Below are 24,991 nucleotides of genomic sequence, written 5' to 3' on the forward strand. Positions count from 1 at the left end.
GACAACGCTTGGAGGAGGTAGCGTATGCCGCACATTATCGTGGAATATACGAGTAACATTAAAGAGGTAGCCAATATTCCATCCCTATTACAAACGATCCACCATGTGCTCCTCGCACGGCGCGATAGTTTCCCTATCGGAGGGATTCGTTCGCGGGCGATCGAGCTGCATGATTACCTCGTTGCCGATGGCGCGGAAGATGACGCCTTCGTTCACATCACCTTAAAAATTGGCTCCGGCCGTTCGGAACAGGTCAAGAGAAACACATGCGACGCGCTGTTCGATGCGATCAAGACCCATTTTGCCCCGCTGTTCGACCAACGATATTTGGCGCTGTCGCTGGAACTAGCGGAATTTAGCGAAGTCGGCACCTACAAGCATAATAATATTCACGCAAGATATGCAACATAGCCTGGCTCGGCCAATCAAAAGAGGGTGTCTCATAGGCATTGCATCATGATTGGGGGTAACGGGTCAACAGAGAATAGGGGTGGTATAAAGTGGTATGAGGCAAAGCGCTGGAAGATGGATGAGGCAAAGCCGTGGAGCGAATGAGGCAGTGAAATGCTGCGCCAGTACAGCAATTCCTGCTCTTTAAGCCGTTATTTTACAAAATTACTGCAATAGTACATTATTTTCATCGATTTTTGTCTTTTCTCTATTTGATAGTCTGAAATTGAGGCCGTTTTGCAGGATTCCCTGTAGGCAGAGTACACGTCATAAAGGAAAGGTGCATTTTTGCAGTTTTTCGGCGAGTCGAGCGTTGAGAATCAGGGGGGCTGTCTCACTGTAGTGAAAGACTACTTGTGGGACACCCCCTTTCTCGTTCGGCCTTGGAGACTCTACTTCGGATTTGGAGACTTTCCTTCAGCTTACCCTGTTAAATCCGTCCCCTGTTGCGTAAGTTTACTTTACTTCTTCCAGACGACAAGCTTCATTTCTGTCATCTCTTCTATGGCATATTTAATTCCTTCACGACCGATCCCGCTCTCCTTCACGCCGCCATACGGCATATGATCAACGCGGAAGCTCGGGATGTCGTTAATCATGACGCCGCCGACATGCAGTTGGTCAGCAGAATGCAGCGCTGTATGCACATGTTCCGTATATATGCCGGCTTGCAGGCCGAAGCGGGATTCATTCACCTGTTGAATCGCCTCGTCAACCGACTTCACCTGATTGATCACGACAATCGGTCCGAACACTTCCTGGCAAGAGACCTTCAGCTTAGACCCCGCCTCCAGAATCACCGTCGGATGCAGCACATTGCCGTCGGCATAGCCGCCAGCCGCAATCGTCGCTCCGGCCTGCCTTGCTTCTTCAATCCAATCCAGCAATCGCCGGACATCTTCAGGCGAGATCACGGCCGATACATCCGTAGCAGGATCAAGCGGATCGCCAATCTGCAGCTGCCGCGTTCGCTGAATGAATTTGTCCACAAATTCATCATGCACCTCTTCATGGACATACACACGCTGCAACGAAATACATACTTGGCCCTGATAAGCAAAAGCGCCTGTGACGAACGCTCGATCATATCGTCTATCCGAACGCCTTTGTCGACAATAAGCGCCGAATTGGAGCCAAGCTCCAGGGTTACGCGCTTGAGACCGGCCTGATTGCGAATCCCGATGCCAACCGCCGGACTGCCGGTGAACGTAATCATCCGAATCCTGTCGTCTGTCACGATTGCTCGCCAATAAGGCGGCCGCTCCCGGTCACGACGTTCAAAGCGGCCGGCAGTCCGGCCTCCTGCAGCAACTCGGCGATGAACAGGCTCGACAGGGGCGATTGCGATGCAGGCTTGAGCACGATCGCATTGCCCGCTGCGATCGCCGGGCCTACTTTATGAGCGACCAGATTCATGGGGAAGTTGAACGGGGTGATCGCCCCTATCACTCCAAGAGGTTCTCGCAGCGTATAGGCCAATCTCCCCTCGCCGCTCTTCGATGCGTCCAGCGGCAGTGTTTCCCCGTGTATCCGCTTCGCCTCTTCCGCCGCGAACCGATACGTCTCAATCGTACGCTCCACTTCAAGCATGGCGGTCCTGATCGGCTTGGCCACCTCGAGCGCGAGAAGCCGGGCTGCCTCGCCCGCGCGTGCTTCGATCAAGCTTGACAAGCGGTCAAGTATTGCCGCGCGCTGATGTGCAGGCATCCTGGCCATGACGATTCCGGCTTCATAAGCAGCTTGGATAGCCTGCTCGATGTCTTCTTCCCCGGCGACGGGAATCTCCGCAATCACTTCGCCTGAATAGGGAGAACGCAGCATACTGTAATGCTGCGTGTCCACCCATGCACCGTTAATGAACAGTCTTCTCTTCATCTTCGTCACCTGACTATCCTTAGATCAGATGCTGCGGCTGCCGGGAAGGCAGCGCCGCCGTCAGCAGCTCAGCATGCTCGCCGGTCCGGATATCGACGAATGGGGTTCCTTCATTGAACCAGGATTCCGGTGTCGCGCTTCCCCAGAACGTCTGCCGTCTCGGATCGTGGATGTCCCATTTAATAGGCCCCAGATCAGGATCGCTTGTTAAATAATCTCCATTATACAGTTCAATCCGGATGCCATCGGGATCTCGCAAATAGAGGAAGAAGGCATTAGATAATCCATGCCTGCCGGGTCCGCGCTCAATGCTGCCCTGATAACCAAGCGATGCCAGCACATCGCACGCATGAATCAACGCCAACGGATCCGGAAGCCAGAAGCCAACATGATGCAGTCTTGGACCCGGTCCATTCATGAAGGCTTGATCATGTACATTCTGCTTGCGGTGCAGCCAAGCTGCGTACAAACTGTCATCTTCGAGCGCCGTATATTCGGAGCAGGCGAAGCCCAGTTCATTGACGAAAAAATCATAGGCCCGGGCCACATCGGGAACAAAGCAATTGACATGGTCAATGCGCTGGATTCGCGCCCCCGTATAAAGATCATACCGTTGCAGCAATCTTTCCACCTTATCCATCTCCGCGTAGAACTGCAGCGGAAGTCCGCTGACATCCTGCACATGCAAAGCCCGGCCCATCGCATGCAGCGTCCCTGGCGGTATCCATCGGGTCGGAAGGTCCCGGGACGCAAATAGCCTTTCCAGTGCTTCCAGGTCGCTTTCCCGCATGACTTTGTAGCCTAGAGCGACGATTCCCGGCTTGTCCGCTTTGACCAGATGCAAGCAGTGATGGTTATGCTCTTCCAGACCGCGGAGATATAAGTTGTTTTCGTCGCTTTCCGTTTCAATGAAGCCCAAGGCATCCACATAAAATTTCCGCGACTGTTCCAGATCCGTAACATTCATAATCACATTTCCGATTCGAATAATGGAGAAATCCAAATCTATCGCCTCCTCACCTGAATGGATTAATGAGTAACAAGCTGCTCGGAACGCTCCAGAAACTCCTTGACCCGATCGACATATTCCTGCTTATCGTAGCCATTGTATAACGCTCCGGCCATTCTTACCGGATCGCCGAAGAAGTACCGTTCATACAAGGTTTGGCGGCTTCCAAAGGCGCTCATGCACACGTCCCATGCCAGCCGGTACAGCTTGACGCGATGGTATGCGTCCTGATTCGCAGCCTGCAAGTATTTGTCCAGATCCGGCCGAAGCACAGATCGAAAATCCGCCTCGTTCGGAAGCGCCATGAGCCCGCTTGCGCCAAGAAGCTGCATAATCTCTGAAAAACGAGGGTACATCCTCGGAAAATAGTTCCGCGCGGCATTAAGAGGCCCAAAGTCAGGGGTCATCACGCCCCAACGATCGAGCTTGGCGTTGGCCTCCGAAGCGGTTACGAACGCTTTTAATGTTTCCAAGGCAATAATGACTTCCGCCATTTTCTCCTGCACATGCTGGTATTGGCCGATATTAATAGTCTCCACCATCAGCTGAAGGATGCCAAGAATGAATTCTGTTTTCGCTACGTTCTTCGAGACGACCTGGTGAGTCATATGAACCGCGGCGTTGCTGTCCGCATATGCGCGGTTGCAAATATCGGTATTGCCCAGGGCAAAGATTCGATTCCATAGCACCGTCACATCATCAAAGACAACGATCGCGTCCATTTCTTCAAAACGTGAACCGAGCGGGTGATCAAAAGGTGATTTGCCGTAATCGAACGATTCCCGGCATATAAATTTCAATCCCGGCGTGTTGTTCGGAATCGAGAATGCAAACGCATACGGATTCTCCTCTTCCGATTGCTTCAATACCGTTGACGGAAATACCATAATTTCATCCGTAATCCCGCCCTGGGTCGCAAGCAGACGGGCGCCGCGAATCACTACGCCATCGTCATTCTTCCTTACGATTCGAGCCGCGATATAAGGATCGGACAACTGATGAGTCTGAACTCCCCGGTTCACTTGCGGCTGAATTAACGTATGGGTAAGCGACAGATCGTTTTCACGAATGTATTCAAAATATTGCCGCATATTGTCGGCATACATCGTATCTTGTGCACCGAATATATCTGCTGCCGCGCCATAGGCCATCATCCCTGAATTGATGTAGTCAGGAGAGCGTCCCATCATTCCGCCATTGAACCTGGCCCACTCCTGTATCATGTTTCTTCGTTTCTCCAGATCTTCTCTGGTGCTTGGCTGGAGGAAGGATGTTCCTACCCGCTCCCCTGTTGTTGGCGATACGCAGGTCATGATCTCAATCTTGCCAGGGTCGAATTGCATATCATACAGAGCGGCCTGACTTCTCATCACCCCCCGGAACGCCGGGTGCTCGGACACTTTTCCTTGGACTTGCTGTCCGTCGATCCAGACATTGGATTTCGCTGCATCAATACGGTCAATATATTGTTGACCTGTCTTGGCTGGCATAGAATGACCTCCTTGGCTTCATTCCGATCAGGCAATCTACCTGTCAGATAACTATCTGGCTGCCTTCTTGCCGAAAGCAGGGATATGCTGTTCATCAAGCGCGACGTGAATGATCTGGGTTTCCGTATAGAAGTCGAACCCGTAGTGGCCCCCTTCCCTGCCGATTCCGCTTGCTTTGGTCCCGCCGAACGGCGTGCGCAAATCCCGCACATTTTGGGAGTTGACCCAGACCATCCCGCACTCCAGCTGCTGTGCCATCCGGTGTCCGCGCTTCATATCGTTCGTCCATACATAACCGGCCAGCCCGTATTTGGAATCATTGGCCATTCTGAGCGCTTCCTCCTCGGTGGAGAAGGGAATGACGGTGAGCACGGGGCCGAATATTTCCTCTTGGGCCACCGTCATATGATTGTTGGCGTTCAGAATAAGGGTGGGCGCTACATAATTGCCTGCGCTCAGCCCGGAAGGGATCGAAGCGGAGATGACTTCTGCGCCCTCATTCCGCGCTGTGTCGATATACTGGTTGACATGGTTATAGTGTTCGCGGTGAATCAGCGGACCCACTTCCGTAGCCGGATCTTGCGGATCGCCGACGATAATGCTCCGCAATCTGTCCTTCAGCCTATCGACAAACGGATCATGAATGGATTCATGAATAAGCAGTCTCGAATTGGCGGTGCACCGCTCTCCGTTGAAGGAGAAAATCTGCCATACGACCGCATCTAATGCCGTATCCAGATCGGCATCCTCGAATACGATGGCCGGTGACTTGCCGCCCAGTTCCATCGAGACGCGCTTCAGCGTATCTGAACCGTTCTTAATAATTGCCGAACCGGTCGTCGTCTCCCCCGTGAAAGAAATCAGTTGGACGTCAGGGTGAGCGACTAACGGCGCGCCGCAAGTCTCGCCATATCCATGGACGACATTGAATACGCCTGGAGGCAACCCGGCTTCATGAATAATCTCGGCCAGCTTGTTCGCCGTAAGCGGAGACCACTCGGCCGGCTTCAATACACAAGTATTTCCGGTCGCTAGGGTTGGAGCCACTTTCCAGGTGGCCAGCATGAACGGCGCATTCCATGGTGTAATCAAGCCCGCAACACCGACCGGCTTATGAATCGTGTAGTTAATAAACGAGTTGTCCACTTGATACGATTCGCCGACAAGACGCGTCCTGACCATCTCTGCATAGAAGCGGAAATTGGAGGCCGCGCGTTCGGCCTGCTTCTTCGTCTGTGCAATCGGCAAGCCGCTATCCAGCGATTCCAGACACGAGATATCGTCCGCATATTTCTCTATCAGTTCGGCAATTTTGATGATATATTTCATACGTTCGTTAACGCGCATCGTCCGCCATGGCCCTTCATCGAACGCTCGGCGCGCTGCCGCCACAGCAAGACCGATATCCTCGGCGAATCCTTCTGCCACTTCATTGATCGGCTCATTGTTGAACGGATTGAGGTTGCTGAATGCGCGGCCAGACGCGCTCTCTACGAATTGGCCGTTAATATAATGCAAGACGTTGCCGATATGGGTCTGTGACTGCTTCATGTCTTCTCTCCTTCCTCTCCGAATCTCTTACTATGAAGACGCATTCATTTGCTTGGTTAAGATCCCGTATTGAACAAGCGTGTCCTCTATTTCCTGGCGAAGAGCTTCGGATGGCGGTCCAAGCGGAAGCCGTACTGCCGGATTGATTTTCCTCATCATGCCCAATGCCGTCTTGACAGGTACCGGATTCGTATCCTTGAATAGAACGTCATTCAGCGTCATCAAATGGTAATGAAGCTCCACGGCGCCTTCGACATCCCCCGCAGTCCAGCGATTATACAGCTCGGCGACTTCCTTCGGCGCTACGTTCGCTGTGGCGGCAACATGGCCTGCCCCGCCGATCGCCAGCATCGGGTAACACAACAACTCAATCCCTGAATACAGCAGGAAATCCCTTCCGCAGCGATGAAGAACCCGGTTCACATGTTCGAAATCTTTGTTGGACTCTTTGATTCCGACAATGTTATCGCAATCTTCTACCAGACGGGCCAGTGTGCTTACCTCCAAATTCACGCCTGTTCGGCCCGGGATATTATACAGAATGATCGAAATATCCACGGAATCGGCAATCGTTCTGAAATGTTGATATAATGCTTGCTGGTTCGGACGATTATAATACGGCACGATGACAAGCGCCGCATCTGCCCCCATCTCTTGGGCAAGCTTCGTCAAGTGCAGCGCTTCCTCATGATTCGTTGATCCCGTGCCCGGAACAACAGGAACGCGTTGATTGACCGTACGAATGACATGCTCCATAATCATCTCGCGTTCCACAAGCGTGAGCGAGCTTGGCTCTCCGGTCGTTCCGGTAACTGAAATTCCGTGAGTTCCGGATTCGAGATGCCATTCAATCAAGCCGCTCATCGCCTGCAAATCCACTTGATTGTTGCTGTCAAACGGAGTTACAATCGGCGAGATCGAACCTCTCAATCGTTGCTTCATTTCTTTCGCGTTGATCATTTTGCCAACATCCTTTCGTTCTGTATTGGGATTGATTCCACTTCCGCCGCCCTGCTTTTGCCGAAATACGCGCTTCGAACATTGGGGTGATCCATGATCTCCGCCGCTGCTCCGTGCAATGCGATCTCTCCCCGCTCAATGACGCACGCATAATCTGCAACGCCTAGCGCTGCCTTCACATTCTGTTCGACGAGAATGATCGTTGTCCCGATTTCTTGCTTGAGCTGTACAAAAATGTTCATCATGTCTGTGACGATCAGCGGCGCAAGTCCAAGCGAGGGTTCGTCCAGCAACATTAGAGCGGGGCGGGACATTAAGCCTCGGCCAATCGCCAGCATCTGCTGTTCACCGCCGCTCAACAGGCCTCCCGGACGCCTAAGCATCGTCTTCAGCTTCGGGAACAACTCGATCACCTGCTCATAGTCTTGCTGGATTCGGCGCTTGTCCTTCCTTCTGCGGTGGTACGCACCCAGCAACAGATTGTCCTTTACCGAGAGGGAGTCAAAGATTTGCCGACGTTCAGGCACGAGACAAATCCCCTTCGCGACCACCTGCTCCACGGAGAGCCGCGTAATATCAGCGCCCTCGAACATAATCCTTCCTGCCCTTGGTTGGAGCATTCCTGCCAAGGTTCCCAACAACGTGCTCTTTCCGGCTCCATTCGATCCGACGATGGCAAGCAGTTCTCCCTTCCTGACTGTGAATGAAATCCCTTTAAGAGCATGTAAATGGCCATAATACGTATGCAAGCCCGTTACTTCCAGCATCAGAGCGCGATCTCCTCATCTCCCAAATAAGCGGTTATAACCGCAGGGTTATTGTAGATTTCTTCCGGCGTGCCTTCTGCAATGTTCTTGCCAAAATCAAGCACAACGATATGATCCGCCATCGACATCACGGTTTCCATGTCATGCTCAACAAACAGAAATGTCATACCTTCCGCCCGCATTCGTTCGATTGTCGTTACCAGCTTCTTGGATTCTTGCGGATTTAAGCCAGCCATCGGCTCATCAAGCAAGATCAGCTTGGGGGCCGATGCCGCAGCCCGGGCGATTTCAAGAAGCCGTTGATTGCCGTAAGGAAGCTTGTCTGCTTCTTCATAGGCATATTCAAGCAATCCCACATTCTCCAATAGCTTCAGAGCATTCTCGTGCGCCCTTCTTTCCTCGCGGCTTACCGCAGGCGGCCGGAATGCCGACCGTATCATCCCCGTCTTGAGCTGCGTATGCGCGCCTGTCATCACATTCTCCACAACGGACATATTCCCGAAGATTTGCAGGTTCTGAAATGTTCTCGTTATTCCTAACCTCGCAATTTGCGGAGCTTTCATCCCGGTAATCTCGGTATTCTCCAAAAAGATACGGCCATTTGTCAGCGGGAGAATGGCCGTAATCAAATTGAAGAGGGTCGTCTTGCCCGCACCGTTCGGACCAATGACTGCCGTGATTTGCCCTGGATACACGTCAAAGGAAACCGCTTCGACCGCGGCGACTCCACCGAACCATTTCGTTACATTACACATCCGAAGAAGGGGCGCTCGCGCTGCCATGTCCACTCTCACCTCCCGAAGAACCCGCCAGATGGTCTCGTCCGGCTTGCTTCTTCGCTGCCGGTCTCAGCTTCCTCATCTTCTTCCCAATGACAGGCGCCAACCCGTCAGGCATGTAGATTAATATCGCAACAAGCAGCATCCCGAAAAATATAATGTTGAATTCATCACTGACATTCGGCAGGAAGAACGGGACGGTATCCTTCAACGCTTCGCCGAGCGTTACATAAGCGAGAGCGCCAACAAACCCGCCCCATATACTTGTCCCTCCGCCCAGAACCGACATGATCAGAAATTGAATAGAGGCGTTGGAATGAAAGAGCATCGGGTTAATAAACGAAATATAATGGGCATATACGCTTCCGGCAATCGAGGCAAAAACGGCACTCATCACAAACACTTGCAATTTGTATTTTTGGGTATCAATGCCAATCGAAGCGGATGCAATTTCACTGCTCTCAATCCCACGCAGTGCGCGGCCGACACGGGAATGAATCATGTTCCGAGCAGCCAGAATACCGAGAAGCGCCAAGCACCAGACGACGTAATAATATTGAACATCCGTATCAATCACTAGACCGAATAGGGATAATGACGGTATATTTAGAAACCCGTCCAGCCCTCCAGTGATCCCCTTGAGCTGCTTGAACAAGGCAAACATAATCATTCCGAACCCGAGCGTGGCGAGCGCCAAGTAATGACCGGTTAACCGGAGTGTAGGGATGCCGACGATATAAGCAATGAGCGCTGCCAGCAATATGCCGACCGCCATGCCTGGCAGCGGCGGCATGCCCAGCTTTACCGTAACGAAAGCAGATGAATAGGCGCCGACTCCATAAAACGCGGCGTGACTCAATGAGATTTGACCTGCATACCCCATCAGCATGCCGAGACCCGTGCCCACCAAAGAATAAAGCCCGATGATGACCAAAGTGCTTAGAATATAGGCTGACGGAGAGAAGAGCGGAATGATCGCCAACAGCAAGGCAACAACGGCAATTCCCGTCAAACTCCGATTATATACATTACCTATTCCCGATTTGATCATGAGGGCCTCCTATACTCGCTTACCTGACATTTTGGCAAACAGGCCGTTAGGCAAAATGAATAACACGAGCAGCAACACCCCAAAAATGACGAGGTCTTTGTAACCGCTGGACCACAACCCCTCCGTGAACGATTCAAGCAGACCGACGATCAAGGCGCCGACAATCGCTGCCGGAGCGTTCGTCAGACCGCCGATCACAGCGGCAATGAACGCCTTCATCCCGAGCATAAGGCCCATCTCGTAAGAGGCGCCGGAGATAGGGGCTATAATAATGCCGCCGATCGCTCCGAGCGCGGCGCTTGCGCTGATCGACAACAACGACATCTTCTCCGGCTTGATTCCCATTAACCGGGCTGCAAAGCGATTGATTACACAGGCGGTTACCGCTTTGCCCATAAATGTTCGCTCAAAGAAAATATACATCGCGATTAAGCTAATCATGGCTACCCCGATAGCCCAGAGACTCTGCAATTGAACGACGGCCCCGAACAGGTTGAACGGTTCACCCGGAGTAAAAGGAGGCAGCATCTTCGGATCGGTCCCCCAGATGAAGAGCGCAATCCCGCGGACGGCAATCGCAACGCCGATCGTAATAATAATCATAGCCGAGCCTGTGGAATGTCTGGCTGGGTGAATCGCTGCCCGCTCGAACAGCGCGCCGCTAACCAGTACAATCAGAATGGCCATGATAAATGCCGGCATGTAGGACAGCCCTGCAGCAACGAGCGAATTGGCGATCATGGCCCCGAGCATGGCAAACTCCCCTTGAGCAAAATTCAAGACACCAGTAATGTTGTACGTAATGACGAATCCTGTCGCGATTAACGCATAGATACTGCCAATCGTTAATCCCGAAATGATTAATTGAATGATTTGCTCATGGAACCCCATTCGTCATGTCCTCCCCCCAAATCATGTTCGTCCCCTACTGTGTCAATATCCATTTCTTATCTTTGATCTCGATCATCGACAGCGCATCCGGCTTCAGTCCATTATGATTATTGGCCGACATGGTAAAGATTCCGCTCACACCTACAAGGTCCTTCGTCCCGCTTTCCAACTCATCCCGCAGTGCAACCGGGTCCGTGCCTGCCGTCTCAGCCGCTCGCTTAATCATTTCAAATGCATCCCAGACATGACCGCCAAAGGTGCTCGTCTCATATCCGAATTTGTCTTCAAATTGCTTCTTATACTGCTCCAGCACGTTCTTCTGTGCATTGTCATCTGCTAGCTGACTGGATACGAGCAGGCTGCCAGCCGGAAACACGATACCTTCTGCAGCATCGCCCGCAAGCTCAATGAATTGGGAATTCGCAATACCATGGGACTCAATAATAGGCAAGTCAATCCGAAGCTCACGCACATTCTTCGTTACGATGGCCGACTCCTGCGCCGTGCCCCAGATGATAATGGCTTGCGGATTGGCATTCTTCACACGTGTCAGCATCGGCTTCGCATCGTTCACCGATGGTTCAAACACATCCTCGATGACAATCGTAATCCCGGCTTCAGACGCCATATTCTTGAATTCTTCATGCGCGCTGGAACCGAAGGAGTTGTCCACATTGATCCAGGCAATCTTGGTCAGGTTATGTTCTCTGGCATATTGAATGACACGCGGGACGACCAGATCATCACCCTGGGCTGTTTTGAAGACAAACGGTTTCGTCGGGACATTAATGTTTTTGCTCGCTGCTACGGCGATGAGGGGAACCTTAGCCTTTTCCGCAAGGGGAATGATGGCCAGCGCATTGCCGGATATGGTGCCCCCGATCACAACCGATACGTTGTCTTGCTCCAGCAATTTCTTCATATTCAGGACGGCTTCGTTCTGATCCGATTTATCATCATACGTATACAGCTCGATCATCCTGCCGCCAATGCCTCCGGACGCATTGGCTTCTTCAACTAGCATTTTGAGTGTATCCATTTGAGGCTTGCCAAGGGTGGAGGCTCCTCCCGACACGGAGAACAAGCCGCCGATTTTAATCGTGTCTGAATCCTTTGTCGAGGAATCCGATGGCGAATTGTCTGCAGAAGATGTCCGATTGGCATCCCCTCCCCCGCAACCAGACAGAACGAATACAAGCAGCAGCAAACTGATGAATATGGACCAACTCTTCTTCATAGAAATCCTCCCATATTCCGGATTGCGAGCGGATACTTTTCTCGACATCAACATCTCGTCATCGGTCGCATAGCTCTCGAAGTTAGCAGCCACTCGATAGTATAAGCTTATTGGTAGATTGCGGTTGATGCGTAACAAGCTGAACGAAACTGTAGTTGTGGTGGTCGTTCTAGATGAGGGAGACTTACAAAGGTGGGGCGGCCATTGAGTTTAGAGCGATGAGGCCTGCAGCATTCGATAATTGCCGCCAAAAAATAATAAGGGTTCAAGCTCATATGTCGTTATATGATTAACCTTCCCGATAAATAAAGTGTGGTCGCCGGCGACATGCGCATCATACACGTCACAGACAAGCGCCGCCAGAGAATTAGGCAGGACGGGCATATCGTTCACCCACGTAAATTCGATTTCCCGCCGCTCTTTCGCCTGACCCGCAAAATATACCGACATTTCTTTCTGTTCCTGACTCAGGACACTAACGGCAAATGCTCCGGATTCTTTCATCGTTTCAAGCATTTTGGCGTTCTTGCTTATCGACACCAAAATCAACCTGGGATCCAAAGATACCGAGACGAAAGCGTTTGCAGTCATGCCGTGAACTTCCCCTTGCAAGCATGTCGTGATGACGGTAACGCCCGTGGCGAACTTGCCCATGGCCCTTCGAAAAGCTTTATCGTCCATTCCAAAACCTCCCATACTTTAGAATGAGTTCATTCTACAATAAATCATATATGATTTCAACCAATATACTATATTTTATTTTATATTTTAATATATTATATAATTAGTTGATCATATATCAATTGATGTGTGATGCTTAATCTCGCACCCTTCCATGCCGATCCAAATATTTTCTCCTGATAGAAAAAAAAGGAGTGCTGATTAAGCACCCCTAAAGGTCCTGCGGCTACGTATCCAGTACGATATCCGAATCTTTGCGCTCCTTAAAAGCTTTGACGGTATTGAGCTTATGCTGACGCACGAATTGTTCATCAAGGTTCTGTTCCTTGATCATCGCGATCATCTGTTCATGCTCTTTTATCGATTCCTTGGCACGCTTGGGCATAAAGGGAAAACCGGATTTGCGAACTCGGCCGAGGCGATCCCAGCAATGACGTATTTGTTCCTTCAAATACTTATTCTCGCAATTGTCGATCAGGACATCATGGAATTTACGATTCAATTCACTGAATTGTTCAAACTCAAATTCATACAATGCATCGCTCATGCTGTGGTTAATCTGTTCCAGAAGCCGAATGCCACCCGGATTCATTCGCTTGGCACTGAGTGAAGACGCATATCCTTCAAGGACTGCCAACACGGCCAATGTCTCCATATATTCTTCTTCGTTGATTTTACTGACTATCGCGCCGCTGTATGGCTTGTATTGGATTAAGCCATCGGCTTCGAGCTGGCGAATCGCTTCCCGAACGGGGATAATGCTAAGTTTAAGCTCTTTGGCAATCTGATCAATCACGATGCGATAGCCGGATCCGAACACGCCGTTCACAATTTGCGAGCGAATGTAATCATAAGCTAACTGTTTCTTATTTACACTTGGTTTTGTCGTTTTCATATGATAATCATAAATAATATCATATATGATTTCAAGTGCTTTGTATAAGGTAAGCGCCACATCGCCCCGCTTTGCACCAGGAGAGAGCTGCGTTAAGCTGGATTCAATGAGTTGTAATTTATGGTTTCATATGGTAAATATGTATGTAGAACATAATATCTTTGCCGCCACACCACGTTATACCGACCCGCCATGCATACTCGCATCAGGAGTTCCATTGATGTCTTCATGAATCCAGCAGCAGTGCAGCAGAAGATGAGAAGGAAATTTGCCAACAACCCCATTGAAAGCGATTACAATGCGAAGGAGGCTGTTTATGATCCGCAAACTGTCACTTTATGTGGCGCTCTTTTTTCTTCTATTCTACTCTATTTTTCTTGTCGGCTTGCCGTCTGCCCGCGCACAGGCCACGCATGCCAACAATGATTACCCCATCGTGCTCGTCCATGGATTTGGCGGCTGGGGAAGAGACGAGATGTTTGGTTTTAAATACTGGGGCGGCTTCGGCGATATTCAAGAGAAGCTGCGTACAGACGGGTATTCCGTCTTCACGGCCACGGTAGGAACGGTATCGAGCAATTGGGACCGCGCCTGCGAGTTATATGCGCAGATTAAGGGAGGCACCGTGGATTACGGCAAAGCCCACTCGGAAATGTACGGTCATGCGCGATATGGAAGAACGTATGAAGGGCTGTACCCGGAGTGGGGAGAAATCGATCCGGATACGGGGCAGCCGAGGAAGATTCATCTGATCGGCCATAGCATGGGGGGACAAACCGCACGGATACTGGTCCATCTGCTGGAGAACGGAGACGCCGCCGAGCGCGATGCTGCCGCTTCATCCGAGCTATCGCCATTATTTAGCGATCGGCCGCTGCCGCATGTAAGCAGCCTCGTGTCCATCGCCACGCCGCATGACGGCACCAGCTTCACGCACTTTGTTGAAGGAGTCGCTCCCTATACTCATCAGTTGATAGGGGTGGTTGCCGCAGCAGTCGGCAACTTTGAACACCCTCTATATGATTTCAAATTGGATCAATGGGGGCTGAAGCGATTGCCCGATGAATCATGGCTCCATTATTCCAAACGCGTCATAAACAGCGAATTCTGGACGCTATCGAAGGACAGCTCGCAATGGGATTTAAGCCCTGACGGGGCCAAAGAATTGAACAAGCGGGTACGGGCGCAGCCCCGCGTCTACTATTTCTCAATTGCGGCCAACAGCTCCTATCGGGTTCCGATCTTGGGCTGGCATGTGCCGAAAACGTTTATGAATCCGTTTTTACTGCCGTCCAGCTTTTTTGTCGGCTCCTTTACCTATCATGCCCCGGGACATGTCACCATCGATCGGACATGGTGGCCGAATGATGGCCTGGTCAACACGATCTCCATGGACGGGCCGAAAAACGGGTCAACCGATCACATCGTGGCTTATCGCGGAAAGCCACAGCCCGGCAAATGGAACTATATGGGCCTCATGGATTCCTGGGATCATCTCGACGTGGTGGGACTGGGGATAAAGCGAACGGATGATTTTTTTCAGAACGTAGCGAAAATGGTTGCGGGTTTGCCTGTTGGGGATTGAGGGAGCCCAAAACAAAAACCTTGATCGGCGCAAAGCCAATCAAGGTCCATGAACAAGTAACAATTAAGGCCGCTATTCATCTTCAAATAATTCCCATAAATATAGCCGTAACGACGAGAATAATACTGATTCCCCATATCCAGAACAGCGAATAACGGATATGGCGGCCCATCTCCAGGCCCGCTAACCCGAGCGCCAGCCATAAGGCCGGGGACAGCGGGCTCACGAACGTGCCGACGATATTGCCGATCACCATCGCGTACGCCGTGGACAGCGAAGCGACGCCGAAGCCGGAAGCAATCTGATCGACGACAGGCAGCAGGGCGAAGTAATACGCATCCGTGCTCAAGATTAAATCGAACGGCACGCCCAGCAAGCCGACGATAATATGCAGGTATGGCGCGATGCTGCCTGGAAGTATCGTCACGGCATCATTCGCGATGGCTGTAAGCATGCCGGTTCCGTTAAGTATCCCCAAAAATAAGCCGGCCGCAAGAATGATCGAAGCCATCGTGAGCGCATTGGGCGCATGGGCGCGCAACCGTTCCATCTGATCCTTCACCTTGAAGAAGTTAAGCGGCAAGGCGATGCTTACCCCAATCATGAAGGCTAGGCCCGCCGGGATAATTCCGGCCACGAGCACGCCCACGACCGCGACAGCCAGGCAAGCATTGACCCACAGCAATCTAGGACGAGCGAGACCATTCGCTGGTCCGGTCTGGACGGAAGCGGAAGCATCCGGCCCTGCAGCTGTCGCTTCAAGCGTGGCGGCAACCTCCAAGGAGCCGTACTTGCGGATGATTCTCCGCTTCTCCCTGATGCCGAGAAGTACGGCCAGTCCAATCATGAGCACCATGCCGATGATCTGGATAGGAATGAGCGGCTGCCATAATTCCGTGACATCCGCTTCCAGGACAGTAGCCGTTCGTCCCAGAGGACCGGCCCACGGAATCATATTCATAATACTTGCGCTTCCCCCAACTAACAGGAGCAGCAAATACGGGTTCATTTGTAAGCGCTTGTAAACAGGTAAAAGCGCAGGAATCGTAATTAAAAAGGTCGAAGCTCCCGACCCGTCTAAATGGGCAATCGCGGCCACCAGAACGGTTCCGACACAAACGGTTACCACGCTTCCGCGTGAAACAGCGACCATTTTATTAATTAATGGATCAAAGAGCCCAACATCCTGCATAATGCCAAAAAAGATAATCGCAAAAATAAACATAATCGCGACATTGATAACCGAGCTGACGCCGTTGCCAAAAAAGCCGCCGATTTCCGTAAAACTGTACCCCGCGATTAATGCGCCAAGGATCGGTGGTATGACCATGGCAACAATCGGGGTCACTTTGCCGCTGATAAGCAAGCCGACAATAATTAAAATCGTAATCAGACCAATCAAACTAAGGCTCAATAGGATATCCCCTTTCCGTGATGTGCTTGCCAGCGTTTCACACATAACCTCATTTCACAACATATGAATGCGTTTACAATTCGGTGTAAAGCATAATCCTTTGTAGATTAGTATGAAATTTATCACAGTTGAGGCGGAGGATAAATATTGTGAGCATAAAAATAATATCGCTCATTTTACCGATTTTGTTCATAAGTGTCACAGATCATATATCTTCGTTCCGGCCTTCCTACCGTGCCATAGATGAGCTTCGCCTTGACCCTTTTCAAGGACACTAAATATTCTAAATAACGCCGTGCCGTCGAACGGCTGATGCCGAGCTCGGAGCTTAATTCAACAGCTGTAATTCCGCCGATCTCCTTGTGCGCGAAGACGCGGTGAATCCTATCCAGCGTGATCGAGTCAATCCCTTTCGGGAGCGCCCCATCCGATCTGGCGGAAGTGCCCGAAGCGCGATGCAGTCCGAAGACAGCGTCGATATCGGTCTGTTCCATTTCTTTGGTGGAGCGCAGCAAGCTCCGGTATTCCTTATACTTTGTCAGCGTATAGCTGAAACGCTCCTCATCTACGGGCTTGACGATATAATCGAACACGCCGGCGCGAAGCGCTTCCTGAACCGACTTCGCTCCCTTCTCCGCCGTGACGATAATGATATCGGTGTCATGACTGGACTGACGAAACTCCCACAACAGGTTCATCCCTTCCACATCCGGGATATATACATCCAATAAAATGAGATCCGGAACCGCTTCGCCGCGTTCCATATAAGCCAGCGCTTCCTTTCGGCTCTTGGCGATGTATGGTACGGCAAAGCCGGTTGTTTTTTCAACATATTGACGATGAATATCCGCTACTCGAAAATCATCCTCGATAATCAGCACCGAAAACAAGTCCTTCACAGCGATCCCCTTTCATCCTGCGGCATGATAATCATAAAACAAGCTCCTCCGAGCTCCCCTTCCCCTGCTTCTAACAAAATCTCGCCGCCAACGCCATTCAGCATCAGCTTGGACAGCGCCAGCCCCGTTCCCCGATGGCCGCCCTGCTTCGTCGAAAATCCTTGCTCAAAAAGACGGGGGATATCCGCCTCGGCTACCCCTGGACCGGAATCTTCAATTTCAAAAATGCAATCCTCCCCGATATCCGTAAAAAAGATGGCCACCTTGCGCTGGCCGTCTTCCTTCTGCTTGACCGCCTCCAATGCATTCTCCATGACATTGCCCAGCGCGGTTAACAGCGCATCCTGCTTCTCGTCTGCAAATGAGCCTTCCAGCCGGCTGTCCGGATGAATGACCATGGAGATGCCCAGCTCATTGGCTTGGTTGAACTTCCCTTGTAATAATGCCTGAAGCAGAGGGTCCTCTACCTTTTCCGATAAAAACGTTAACCTGGCCTGCTGCATATTGCTTTCCTTTTTAATAAAATCGATGGCTTCCTTATGCCGCTGGTTCTGCACCAGCCCAAGGATGATATGCAGCTTATTGGAGTACTCATGCGTCTGCGCCCGCTGCGCATTCGCATATTGCTTAATGCGGGACAGCTCCTCCGTCACCGTTTCCAGCTCTGTTTTGGCGCGGAACGTATAGACGCTCCCCGTAACTGCATTCTCCCTTACAATAGGAGTCTGGTTGACGAGCACGACATCCTCGCCGAGCACCATTTCACGGTTCAATAAGCGGCTTCTCTGCTTGCCATGCCTGTTCAAGGAAGGAACAATCTGTTGAATGGATGCGCCTGCATAATTTGTTTGTTGCTGCGCCATATCCGTGAACAGAATCTCCTTGGCCGCTTTATTCATCGCCGATATGGCCCCATCATTATCCACCGCGATAATGCCTTCATGCGTGGACTGCAGAATCGCTTCCTTCTGAAGATACAGATGAGAGATCTCCTCGGGCTCCATATTATGCAATAATCTTTTGATATAAGAAGCAATGAAGACAGCCCCCGCGATGCCGAACAGAATTATGAGACTTAAGGTCAGCCAGAGGGCTTGGCTCTGGTCCGCCACGATGCGGTGCACATCATTATTGAGAAAACCGACCGACACGACCCCCACGATCTTCCCTTCATCAAAAATGGGCACCTTCCCCCGAATCGACAACCCGAGCGTTCCTTCCTTCTTCGATACGTACGACTCGCCATGAAGCAAGGCCCTGTCATTATCGCTTCCGACCATTTTGGCTCCGATAATGCTCACATTGGGATGGGACTGCCGGATTTCCTGCGTATCCCCGACAACAATGAACTCCGCGCCCGTCTCCCGCTGTATCGGGTGCACGATTGGTTGGATCACCACGGAGGGGTTGTCCAAGCGGAAGGCTCGTTGGATTTCCGGTATATTCGCGACACTCTGCGCCAGATTCAACGCTCGTTTTCCGGTCTGATCCTCGGCCATATTCCATATAAACCGCTCCAAAAATACCGCGAAAATTGCACAGATTCCTATAATCAAGAGGCTGATAAGCAAAATCATCTTCAGCCGTAAATTACATTTCAGATTCAATAATCGGCCCATTCTAGTACTCCTAAAAATTGAAATCAATATTTTAGAGTTATCTATCGTCAAATAATTCCATTATATCACTATCTTGTTTTTCTGAGCAGAAGGGAGAATGCCCGTAATGGACTCAACATAAAAACACTCCCGCAGCGGCAGAGCCATGCAAGAGTGTTTTCGATTCTAATAACGAAGCTGCATCAACAGAGCCTTCATTTCCTCGTCCTGCATCAGCTCGTGGTAATATTTTTGCGAGATGGCCGCCAGCGCGACATCATGGTAGAAAAATTCCGTGAAGAAGGTGACGAACGGCTGCGCGCCCGTCTGCATCGCCTGCCAGTTCCCGTGATCGAGTCCGCCGAACATCAGCCGCTCGCCATCGACGACGATGATTGCGAACCGCTCCAGCCGCTGATGCTCGTCCGTCGGCGTAAGGGTATGCAGCTTCGACAGCCGGGCCTGCGGCACATGATAGCCGGTCACCATCGCCTCGATGCGGACTCCCTCCTGCTCCTTCCGTTCCAAGAGCGGCACATAGGCCGCGAAGTCGTCCTTCCACATCGAGATCAGAATCGATTGCTCCGCTCCCTCGATCAGATGCTTGCCGTACGCTTGAATGCTCGTGTCCGATTTGATGGTCCACACCTGATCGTCGACGTACGCCCTGCGTTCGCTGCTTCGTCTCAGCTGGGCAATGCTGTTCTCGAATTCCTGGGCCAGCTTGTCGATGACGACCTGGAGCGGCAGCGCCGCATACAGCTTCTTCTTGCCGGAGATCGTGTCGGACGCGACGCCCTTGTCGATGAGCCGGGCCAGCACCTCATAGATTTTCGCTTTGGGGACGCCCGAATATTTCACGACAGTCGTCGCGTCCATCGGTTCGCCGCTGGAGACGAGCGCCTCGTATACTTTGCTTTCATATTGGGAAAATCCAAATTTCTGAAGCATGGCTCCTCCTTCTTCCCTTCGTACTCAGCTTACCATCTCTTAGATGCCTGTTATTTATTTTACCATGTTCTATCCGCTCTCCAAAAACAAGTTCCATTTCCCTTAGCGAACCTGACACAGGGTTGTCAAGTTCCATCGCGTATACTAAAGCCATCATATGATGAGGAGTGAATGTTCATGGAACAAACCCTGCAACGCGAATGCCAAAGTTGCGGAATGCCGCTGCACAGCGAGGAACAGCTTGGAACGGACAAGGATAACAATAGAGTGCTGGATTACTGCATCTATTGCTATGAGGGCGGAGCCTTCAAGCAGCCGGATATGACGATGGAAGAGATGGTTGAGGTGTGCGTCCCCTTTGTCGTCGAGAACGGGATGGAAGAACAAGCTGCGCGAACGATGCTGAACAATTATCTTCCGACGCTAAAGCGATGGGCTGATCAAGCAGGGACGGCGATCCCGGAGCTGCAGACGGTCAAGATCGTCGAGCGCGGAGAGATGATGCTGGCCGGTATCTCGGCTCGCACCTCGAATATGCGCGAATATACGCCGGAGGCCGTCATTCCGCAGATGTGGGACCAATTCTGGAAGGAAGGCCTGCTGGATCGCATTCCGAATGCGGCCGAGCCCGGCGTCGTCTACGGCTGTTATCATGACTATGAGAATGGGGCGGCCGGTGAATATTCGATGCTGATCGGCACAAGCGTCATTACCGACGCGGCACTGCCGGAAGGAATCGCGACGGTCACCGTCCCCGCGGCGAAGTATGCGGTATTCACGACGGAACGCGGACCTGTGGCCAAGGTCGTGCCGGAAGCATGGGCGGCCATCTGGAAATGGGCGGCGTCCTCGGGGGGGACGCGCACGTTCACCGGAGATTTCGAGCGGTACGACGAGCGGAGCGCCAATCCGGATGACGCTCAGGTGGATATTTATATCGCGGTGCAATAATGAAGCGGCACCGGGCCAGCCGGCTCGGTGCGGCTGCTATTCCGGGTGAGGTAAAAATCCCCCCCTACTTTTCACTTGGTCTCCCGTATTATTAAGATGAGCGGCCCAGTCTGACAACGCCTAGGTCGATGTGATGGATATAATGGAAAAAAGAAGGTACTCATTGCGGGCAATGACGCACGCGGACACCGGGATACTCGCCGTCAAGCCCATACTACATAATCGCAGCTGCGCTCACCTGACGTTGAAGAATGGAAGCCGCCGGGACATGGAAGAAGATAGCGGCATGTTCGCATGTCTTCCATAGTCATGAAGGGGGTAGGTTCAAATTGAAGAAAAGAATGTCGCGGCTATACTGGCCGCAGTCATGGCATGCTCCATGCCGTTGACCGTCATGGGGGCAGAGAAAGGCTCCACCGCGCCTTGGTATGCCCATGGCGTGAATTCTCTTGTCACGGCAGGGGCCGTCGACGCCAAGGCCGATCTGACCGCCAAGGTCACGGCCAATGAGCTCATCCGCTATGCGGTGACAGTGCTCACGTACAAGCATGGCGTCGATCCGATGAAGGTCGCACAGGAGGAAGGCTGGCTCCGGGAAGGCGAGCTCGCATCCCCGGATGACGCAATTACGCGCGGCGAGGCCGCCCGCATGTTGGTGCGCGCCTTCGGGCAAGACAGCGGGGAGAGCAGCCTGACCGCCTATGCGGAACAGGCGAAGTCGCTCGGTCTGCTGCACGGTTATCGCGATGGCAGCCTCCGCGCCGACGAAGCGGTTACGTTAAGAGAAGCTGCCGCAGCGCTGGACAACGTGAAGAAGCTGCGCCGGGCCTCGATCGGCGATAACGGCGTCGATCCTATTCCGGTCGAAGACTTCATGCGCAATCCGGGCAGTCTCGCCTACCAGATCTCTGCGGAGGGCAATTATTTGACGTTTATGGCGCCATGGGAGAACCGGGCCAACGTTTCGTGAAGAATATGGGAGGCAGCAGCGAACCGGAGCGGGTAACCAGCTCCAAGGATCGGGATATCGCGGGCTTTTGTTCGTGACCGTCCGCCTCGGCCCTCACCGCAGATAGCGGCGATTGCGGCCCCTCGCCGCTCGCTAGGAACCGCCCTATCCCAAAGCCTCAGGCCGGTTCACGGCACGAAAAAATCCCTCGGACTTTCTCAACAGCCTGATTTACGGGATCCAACAGACGTGTCGGATCCTGGGGGCATCATCGCCTTCTGGAGGCATCGTTGCCTCCTGGGGCTTGAACGTGTCGAGGGAATTGCTGCCATTTTACAGGAATTTCGGCTCAATGAGTCCACATCCCGAGGAATTGCTGCAAATCTACATCATTTTAGGCCATTTTGCTCCAAGTCGTAGCGAAACGGGTGAAATTCCTGCAGGTTTGCAGGATTTCCTTTCTGGTGAAGTCGTCCATGTCGAATTGCTGTATTTGCGCAGTATTTCGCCTACCGGATAGACGGGGCTGGACAAATCGTGCAGTTTCGCCTACCGGATAGACGGGTCTGGACAAATCGTGCAGTTTCGCCTACCGAATAGACGTGATTGGACAAATCGTGCAGTTTTGCGGATTTCGCTTACCGAATAGGCGTGTCTAGGGAAAGTGTGCAGGTCTCAGGCCGTTGGAAACTCCTTTTTTACGAAAGCGTGGAGATTATCCATTTTCCTAACCAAAACTTGGCACTCAGAGCGTTTTTAATCAATTTTTTCTACTGAGAGACGAGTCCAAATGAAGTGCCGAAAAATACCTTGGACTTTCTCAATAGCCTGCGTCTTGCAGGAATGTCGGTCACAGAGTAGACGTCAAAATGGAAAACTGTAACGTCGTAGACGTCATGGGAGTTTTCGCAGCTTTTCGGCAAGTCAAGCTATGAGAAGCAGAGGGGACTATCTCAATGTAGGTAGAAACTACTTATAGAACAGCACCTTCATAGAATCACATTAGCGCGCAGTTTTGCTAATTCAATGTGCTGCTTCTCTTCAGCGTTTTGACTCTTCAGCGCCGGCCACGATTCACCCTGAGGCGGAAGTCTGTTTCCCCCCCAAAAAATTTATAAATTCTATAATATTGCACAAAAACGCCGGGGACGCAAATCCACCGGCGCTTCCAAATTGTTTTCGTTACTGGGCACCTGCCCCGATGGAAAAGAGCAGCGGTTTCTCGTCTTCTGTCTGCTGATAGACGACGAGCAGATAGCTCGGGGCGTCCTCCACATCCAGCCTCCCCGCCGCTTGGACGGCATCTGCCTTCCATGCAAAGGGAAGCCGCTCGACAACGGCATGCTTGTGCAGTTCCTTCTCGCTCAAGCCCAGCCCCGCAAAGACGGAGGACACGTCCTCCGGCCGCTCGGCAGCTTGCCGCATGACGCGGGCCGCTTCTTCCTTCGGCACGGTCGTCTCCCACCACGTCTTGCGCGGCTTGTATTTGTGATTGCGGAAGTAGTCCAGCTTCATCAGCCCGCTCGCCACGTCCGGCCGCCGCAGACCGTGCGCGTCTAGGAAGGCTTGCAGGCGCACGAACAGATCCTCCAATTGATGCCCGATCTTCTGCCACCCGTTAGCTTCCCAGAAATCGCCGAACGCCTGGAAGAAATCGAACGGCGAATCGAATTCCTCCTGCATCAGATGCTCCATCGTATAGTCCATCCGGTGGGCGTTCCAATATTTCTCCAGCACATCCTCCAGCCGCTTCAGGCGAACGACATCGCTGAAGGGAAGCACGTCGTTGCTCAGCATTTCGTAGGGGGCTTGATCCATATATACATATCCGTACTTGTCCGCGTCATTGCGCAGTCCGGTGCCCCGCAGCATCTTCAGGAAGCCGAGCTGCAGCTCTTCCGGACGCAGCTCGAACACATCATTGAACGTTTTGCGGAAGGTTCCATAGTCCTCAAGCGGCAGACCGGCGATCAGATCGAGATGCTGATCGATTTTGCCGCTGTCCTTCACCTTCGTTACGGTGCGGGTCAGCTTGGTGAAGTTCTGACGCCGCTTCACGAGCTCGTTCGTCGAATCATTGGTCGACTGGACGCCGATCTCGAAGCGGAAAATGCCGGGCGGCGCGTTCTCCGCCAGGAAATCAAGCACCTCCGGCCGCATAATGTCCGCCGTAATCTCGAACTGGAACACGCAGCCGCGGTGGTTCTCGATCAGGAAGCGGAACATTTCCATCGCGTAATCCCGCTTGATGTTGAACGTGCGGTCGACGAACTTGATCAGCTTCGCCCCGTTGTCGATCAGGAACAGCAGATCCGCCTTCGTTCGCTCGATATCGAAGTAGCGGACCCCGACCTCGATACTCGACAGGCAGAATTGGCAGCTGAACGGACAGCCGCGGCTCGTCTCGAAGTAGACGACACGTTTGCCCAGATGCGGCAAATCCTCCGCGAACCGGTGCGGAGACGGGATCGCGTTCAGGTCAAGCTTCGGACGGCCCGGATTGATGCGGACCTCATCCCCTTTGCGGTACGCGAGGCCGAACACGAAGTGATACTTCTGTTCGTCGCGAATCTCACGCAGCAGATGCAGGAAGGTCTCCTCCCCTTCTCCCATGACGATGAAGTCCACGTCCGGCAGCCGGTTCATCCAGTACCCGGTGTCATAGGATACTTCCGGCCCGCCCAGGACGATGCGCAGCTCAGGCCTTACCTTCCGCAGCATGCCGATGACCCGAATCGTCTCCTCGATGTTCCAGATATAGCAGGAGAATCCGATGACATCCGGCTCGCGGCGGAACAGATCGGAGACGATATTCATCGCCGGATCCTTGATCGTATACTCCGCCAGCTCGACGTCGAACTCGTCGCCGCAGTGCGCCTTCAGGCAGCGGATGGCAAGCGAAGTATGAATATATTTCGCGTTCAATGTGGATAGTACGACTTTCATGTTGACTCCCTTCTATCGGTCATTCAAGTGCCGCCAGGCCGCATCCTGTCCGGCTCGCCTTG

The 24,991-nt window shown here is 52.2% G+C and carries 21 protein-coding genes and 1 pseudogene; 5 read left to right on the top strand and 17 right to left on the bottom strand.

Features of this window, described 5'->3' with window-relative positions; all coding sequences use genetic code 11:
* Positions 1 to 24: 24 nt before the first annotated feature.
* A complete protein-coding gene (locus tag DQX05_RS19325) occupies positions 25 to 411 on the top strand; it encodes a 5-carboxymethyl-2-hydroxymuconate Delta-isomerase (protein ID WP_119795119.1) in 387 nt (128 codons plus the stop codon).
* 500 nt (positions 412 to 911) lie between these two features.
* Here the strand turns inward: DQX05_RS19325 and DQX05_RS19330 are convergent.
* The 12 genes and pseudogenes from DQX05_RS19330 to DQX05_RS19385 all read right to left on the bottom strand — a co-directional run bounded on the left by DQX05_RS19330 (position 912) and on the right by DQX05_RS19385 (position 13,636).
* Positions 912 to 2,325, bottom strand: a pseudogene (locus tag DQX05_RS19330) (aldehyde dehydrogenase family protein).
* 19 nt (positions 2,326 to 2,344) lie between these two features.
* Positions 2,345 to 3,328 (bottom strand): 3,4-dihydroxyphenylacetate 2,3-dioxygenase, encoded by a 984-nt coding sequence (gene hpaD / locus DQX05_RS19335; protein WP_119795120.1) that lies wholly within the window; start codon positions 3,326 to 3,328, stop codon positions 2,345 to 2,347.
* Positions 3,329 to 3,354: 26 nt separating this feature from the next.
* Positions 3,355 to 4,824: a 4-hydroxyphenylacetate 3-monooxygenase, oxygenase component gene (gene hpaB / locus DQX05_RS19340; RefSeq protein ID WP_119795121.1), complete on the bottom strand. Its 1,470-nt coding sequence runs from the start codon at positions 4,822 to 4,824 to the stop codon at positions 3,355 to 3,357.
* A 51-nt stretch (positions 4,825 to 4,875) separates the two neighbouring features.
* Positions 4,876 to 6,375, bottom strand: coding sequence for a 5-carboxymethyl-2-hydroxymuconate semialdehyde dehydrogenase (gene hpaE, locus DQX05_RS19345; RefSeq protein ID WP_119795122.1), 1,500 nt, complete (start codon positions 6,373 to 6,375; stop codon positions 4,876 to 4,878).
* Positions 6,376 to 6,405: 30 nt separating this feature from the next.
* Positions 6,406 to 7,335 carry a 2,4-dihydroxyhept-2-ene-1,7-dioic acid aldolase gene (hpaI, locus tag DQX05_RS19350; protein ID WP_182914821.1) on the bottom strand — a complete coding sequence of 310 codons (930 nt, stop codon included), beginning with the start codon at positions 7,333 to 7,335 and terminating at the stop codon, positions 6,406 to 6,408.
* Positions 7,332 to 8,102 (bottom strand): ABC transporter ATP-binding protein, encoded by a 771-nt coding sequence (locus tag DQX05_RS19355; protein WP_119795123.1) that lies wholly within the window; start codon positions 8,100 to 8,102, stop codon positions 7,332 to 7,334. Before DQX05_RS19355 ends, hpaI begins: the two co-directional genes overlap by 4 nt.
* Positions 8,102 to 8,884 carry an ABC transporter ATP-binding protein gene (locus tag DQX05_RS19360; protein WP_119795124.1) on the bottom strand — a complete coding sequence of 261 codons (783 nt, stop codon included), beginning with the start codon at positions 8,882 to 8,884 and terminating at the stop codon, positions 8,102 to 8,104. Before DQX05_RS19360 ends, DQX05_RS19355 begins: the two co-directional genes overlap by 1 nt.
* Positions 8,850 to 9,932 carry a branched-chain amino acid ABC transporter permease gene (locus DQX05_RS19365; protein WP_119795125.1) on the bottom strand — a complete coding sequence of 361 codons (1,083 nt, stop codon included), beginning with the start codon at positions 9,930 to 9,932 and terminating at the stop codon, positions 8,850 to 8,852. Before DQX05_RS19365 ends, DQX05_RS19360 begins: the two co-directional genes overlap by 35 nt.
* A 9-nt stretch (positions 9,933 to 9,941) precedes the next feature.
* On the bottom strand, positions 9,942 to 10,823 hold the full coding sequence (locus DQX05_RS19370) for a branched-chain amino acid ABC transporter permease (RefSeq protein WP_119795126.1): 882 nt from the start codon (positions 10,821 to 10,823) through the stop codon (positions 9,942 to 9,944).
* Positions 10,824 to 10,857: 34 nt separating this feature from the next.
* The gene (locus tag DQX05_RS19375; protein WP_119795127.1) at positions 10,858 to 12,060 is read right to left on the bottom strand and encodes an ABC transporter substrate-binding protein; all 1,203 of its coding nucleotides are present in this window, start codon (positions 12,058 to 12,060) and stop codon (positions 10,858 to 10,860) included.
* A gap of 210 nt (positions 12,061 to 12,270) precedes the next feature.
* Positions 12,271 to 12,741: a flavin reductase family protein gene (locus DQX05_RS19380; RefSeq protein ID WP_119795128.1), complete on the bottom strand. Its 471-nt coding sequence runs from the start codon at positions 12,739 to 12,741 to the stop codon at positions 12,271 to 12,273.
* Between the two features lie 226 nt (positions 12,742 to 12,967).
* Entirely contained in the window at positions 12,968 to 13,636 is a 669-nt protein-coding gene (locus DQX05_RS19385) for a GntR family transcriptional regulator (protein ID WP_119795168.1), read from the bottom strand.
* A gap of 316 nt (positions 13,637 to 13,952) precedes the next feature.
* On the opposite strand from DQX05_RS19385, the gene DQX05_RS19390 reads away from it, so the two are divergent.
* A complete protein-coding gene (locus DQX05_RS19390) occupies positions 13,953 to 15,221 on the top strand; it encodes an esterase/lipase family protein (protein ID WP_119795129.1) in 1,269 nt (422 codons plus the stop codon).
* Positions 15,222 to 15,303: 82 nt separating this feature from the next.
* Here the strand turns inward: DQX05_RS19390 and DQX05_RS19395 are convergent, their stop codons facing one another.
* The 4 genes from DQX05_RS19395 to DQX05_RS19410 form a co-directional block, all read right to left on the bottom strand.
* Positions 15,304 to 16,635 carry a CitMHS family transporter gene (locus DQX05_RS19395; RefSeq protein ID WP_259392113.1) on the bottom strand — a complete coding sequence of 444 codons (1,332 nt, stop codon included), beginning with the start codon at positions 16,633 to 16,635 and terminating at the stop codon, positions 15,304 to 15,306.
* A 176-nt stretch (positions 16,636 to 16,811) separates the two neighbouring features.
* Positions 16,812 to 17,534, bottom strand: a complete 723-nt coding sequence (locus DQX05_RS19400; RefSeq protein WP_119795131.1) for a response regulator — start codon at positions 17,532 to 17,534, stop codon at positions 16,812 to 16,814.
* A complete protein-coding gene (locus DQX05_RS19405; protein ID WP_119795132.1) occupies positions 17,531 to 19,153 on the bottom strand; it encodes an ATP-binding protein in 1,623 nt (540 codons plus the stop codon). Before DQX05_RS19405 ends, DQX05_RS19400 begins: the two co-directional genes overlap by 4 nt.
* A 165-nt stretch (positions 19,154 to 19,318) precedes the next feature.
* Entirely contained in the window at positions 19,319 to 20,083 is a 765-nt protein-coding gene (locus DQX05_RS19410; RefSeq protein ID WP_119795133.1) for a TrmB family transcriptional regulator, read from the bottom strand.
* A gap of 177 nt (positions 20,084 to 20,260) precedes the next feature.
* Between DQX05_RS19410 and DQX05_RS19415 the strand changes: the two genes are divergently transcribed.
* The 3 genes from DQX05_RS19415 (at position 20,261) to DQX05_RS30945 (ending at position 22,503) form a co-directional block, all read left to right on the top strand.
* Entirely contained in the window at positions 20,261 to 21,034 is a 774-nt protein-coding gene (locus DQX05_RS19415; protein ID WP_119795134.1) for an effector binding domain-containing protein, read from the top strand.
* A 367-nt stretch (positions 21,035 to 21,401) separates the two neighbouring features.
* On the top strand, positions 21,402 to 22,004 hold the full coding sequence (locus tag DQX05_RS19420) for a hypothetical protein (RefSeq protein ID WP_182914822.1): 603 nt from the start codon (positions 21,402 to 21,404) through the stop codon (positions 22,002 to 22,004).
* A 331-nt stretch (positions 22,005 to 22,335) separates the two neighbouring features.
* Complete coding sequence (locus DQX05_RS30945) at positions 22,336 to 22,503, top strand: hypothetical protein (RefSeq protein ID WP_182914823.1); 168 nt, start codon at positions 22,336 to 22,338, stop codon at positions 22,501 to 22,503.
* Between the two features lie 662 nt (positions 22,504 to 23,165).
* Here DQX05_RS30945 and DQX05_RS19425 read toward each other — a convergent pair.
* Positions 23,166 to 24,929, bottom strand: coding sequence for a B12-binding domain-containing radical SAM protein (locus DQX05_RS19425; RefSeq protein ID WP_119795135.1), 1,764 nt, complete (start codon positions 24,927 to 24,929; stop codon positions 23,166 to 23,168).
* Between the last annotated feature and the right edge of the window lie 62 nt (positions 24,930 to 24,991).

The organism is Paenibacillus thiaminolyticus (assembly GCF_003591545.1).
In the GTDB taxonomy this organism is placed as follows: Bacteria; Bacillota; Bacilli; order Paenibacillales; family Paenibacillaceae; genus Paenibacillus_B; species Paenibacillus_B thiaminolyticus_A.

What these genes read in the sequence shown, in the direction of transcription:
- DQX05_RS19355 (WP_119795123.1), bottom strand. Translation starts at nt 8,102, where the DNA reads ATGCTGGAAGTAACGGGCTTGCATACGTATTATGGCCATTTACATGCT.
- DQX05_RS19360 (WP_119795124.1), bottom strand. Translation starts at nt 8,884, where the DNA reads ATGGCAGCGCGAGCGCCCCTTCTTCGGATGTGTAATGTAACGAAATGG.
- hpaI (WP_182914821.1), bottom strand. Translation starts at nt 7,335, where the DNA reads ATGATCAACGCGAAAGAAATGAAGCAACGATTGAGAGGTTCGATCTCG.
- DQX05_RS19390 (WP_119795129.1), top strand. Translation starts at nt 13,953, where the DNA reads ATGATCCGCAAACTGTCACTTTATGTGGCGCTCTTTTTTCTTCTATTC.
- DQX05_RS19420 (WP_182914822.1), top strand. Translation starts at nt 21,402, where the DNA reads ATGGCATGCTCCATGCCGTTGACCGTCATGGGGGCAGAGAAAGGCTCC.
- DQX05_RS19385 (WP_119795168.1), bottom strand. Translation starts at nt 13,636, where the DNA reads ATGAAAACGACAAAACCAAGTGTAAATAAGAAACAGTTAGCTTATGAT.
- DQX05_RS19405 (WP_119795132.1), bottom strand. Translation starts at nt 19,153, where the DNA reads ATGGGCCGATTATTGAATCTGAAATGTAATTTACGGCTGAAGATGATT.
- DQX05_RS19425 (WP_119795135.1), bottom strand. Translation starts at nt 24,929, where the DNA reads ATGAAAGTCGTACTATCCACATTGAACGCGAAATATATTCATACTTCG.
- hpaE (WP_119795122.1), bottom strand. Translation starts at nt 6,375, where the DNA reads ATGAAGCAGTCACAGACCCATATCGGCAACGTCTTGCATTATATTAAC.
- DQX05_RS19365 (WP_119795125.1), bottom strand. Translation starts at nt 9,932, where the DNA reads ATGATCAAATCGGGAATAGGTAATGTATATAATCGGAGTTTGACGGGA.
- hpaB (WP_119795121.1), bottom strand. Translation starts at nt 4,824, where the DNA reads ATGCCAGCCAAGACAGGTCAACAATATATTGACCGTATTGATGCAGCG.
- DQX05_RS19410 (WP_119795133.1), bottom strand. Translation starts at nt 20,083, where the DNA reads ATGCTTCAGAAATTTGGATTTTCCCAATATGAAAGCAAAGTATACGAG.
- DQX05_RS19325 (WP_119795119.1), top strand. Translation starts at nt 25, where the DNA reads ATGCCGCACATTATCGTGGAATATACGAGTAACATTAAAGAGGTAGCC.
- DQX05_RS19415 (WP_119795134.1), top strand. Translation starts at nt 20,261, where the DNA reads ATGGAACAAACCCTGCAACGCGAATGCCAAAGTTGCGGAATGCCGCTG.
- DQX05_RS30945 (WP_182914823.1), top strand. Translation starts at nt 22,336, where the DNA reads ATGAGTCCACATCCCGAGGAATTGCTGCAAATCTACATCATTTTAGGC.
- DQX05_RS19370 (WP_119795126.1), bottom strand. Translation starts at nt 10,823, where the DNA reads ATGGGGTTCCATGAGCAAATCATTCAATTAATCATTTCGGGATTAACG.
- DQX05_RS19380 (WP_119795128.1), bottom strand. Translation starts at nt 12,741, where the DNA reads ATGGACGATAAAGCTTTTCGAAGGGCCATGGGCAAGTTCGCCACGGGC.
- DQX05_RS19375 (WP_119795127.1), bottom strand. Translation starts at nt 12,060, where the DNA reads ATGAAGAAGAGTTGGTCCATATTCATCAGTTTGCTGCTGCTTGTATTC.